This window comes from Wenyingzhuangia heitensis (assembly GCF_011762155.1).
In the GTDB taxonomy this organism is placed as follows: Bacteria; Bacteroidota; Bacteroidia; order Flavobacteriales; family Flavobacteriaceae; genus Wenyingzhuangia; species Wenyingzhuangia heitensis.
In genome coordinates this window covers 1-1,221 of sequence record NZ_JAASQL010000024.1, presented here as the reverse complement: position 1 = coordinate 1,221, position 1,221 = coordinate 1, and the positions used below count along the sequence as shown (strand labels likewise).

Here is a 1,221-nt window from a genome sequence, read left to right as displayed (position 1 = left end):
AGTGTATTATACTGAAATAGGTTGACTCTTTTTTAGTTAAAATTCTTCGTTCTTAAATCGTAAGTTCAGGTAAAATTACATTATTTTTTCTATAGGATTTGTATTTGATATTAGGATTTAAATGTACTTCAGCAGGTTTTCTTAGATTCAGGCTAAAATGCGTTCTTAAATTGTTATAAATATAGACTGTTTGTTCAATCATTTTTTGAGCTAGCTCTGTGTTTTTAATAGTTTGTTTTAATCCATATTCGTATTTCAACGTTCTATTAATTCGTTCAGCAACAGCGTTTTCATATGGATCGTATTGTTCTGTCATACTCATTATGATATTGTTGTCTTCAGCAAAAGTAGTGTACTTAGGGTTGCAGTATTGAAAACCTCTGTCGGAATGATGAATAAGCCTTTGGTCAGGGTATTTTCTGTTTTTAATGGCCATAGCGAGTGCATCTGTGCAAAGTGATGTTCTCATATGGTTATCGAGTTTATATCCCATAATCTGTTTAGAATAAGCATCTGTAACAATGGCTAAATAATTATGACCGTATTGAGTTTTAATATAAGTGATATCGCTTACCCATAGTTGTTCTGGTCGAGACGGAACTTGGTCTTTGACCAGGTTTTTATATTTTTTGTACATATGGTTAGAGTTTGTGGTTGTGATGTAATTTTTAGTTTTAGGAATCAAAAGGTTATTTAGTCTAAGGAAACGATAGAACTTGTCTCTGCCAATCTTAATATCAGCGTTTATAAAGTCTAGCTTTAGTTCTTTGTATAGCTTAATTCCACCGGTTTTCGAGCCTACTTTTTTACGGTAGTCTTTAACCATTTTAATCATTTTTTGATGATCTCTTTCTTTTTTCTGTTGCGTTTTTACCCTTTTGTAGAAGGCTTGTTTAGATATCCCAAAACATCCATAAAGCCACTTTCTTTTATACGTGCCTTTTTCTTTAGCTCTATCTCTTTTGCTAATGTTTTGGGTAATGACTTTTTTGACATATCAACACCTGTAATAAGTTCCATATCCGCGATAATGTCTTGTTGGAAGTCTTTTTGAAACTCAAGTTCTTTAATCTTTTCCTTTAATCTTTTAATCTCATCGTTTTTACTCATACCAGTATTTTGTTGTACTAAAGTACTGTATTTTCTTAACCAATAGGAAATAGTTGTTCTAGGAACGTCATATTTTTTGGAAGCTTGATTGTTGGATAGTTGACCATTTAA

At 31.7% G+C, this 1,221-nt stretch carries 2 protein-coding genes; both read right to left on the bottom strand.

Translation table 11 applies throughout. From position 1 onward, the window contains the following. Positions 1 to 52 precede the first annotated feature (52 nt). Positions 53 to 901 (bottom strand): IS3 family transposase, encoded by an 849-nt coding sequence (locus tag FHR24_RS15545; protein ID WP_317166214.1) that lies wholly within the window; start codon positions 899 to 901, stop codon positions 53 to 55. Next, on the bottom strand, positions 871 to 1,221 hold a 351-nt coding region (locus FHR24_RS15540), incomplete at its 5' end, for a helix-turn-helix domain-containing protein (RefSeq protein ID WP_167191136.1). The genes FHR24_RS15540 and FHR24_RS15545, both read right to left, overlap by 31 nt.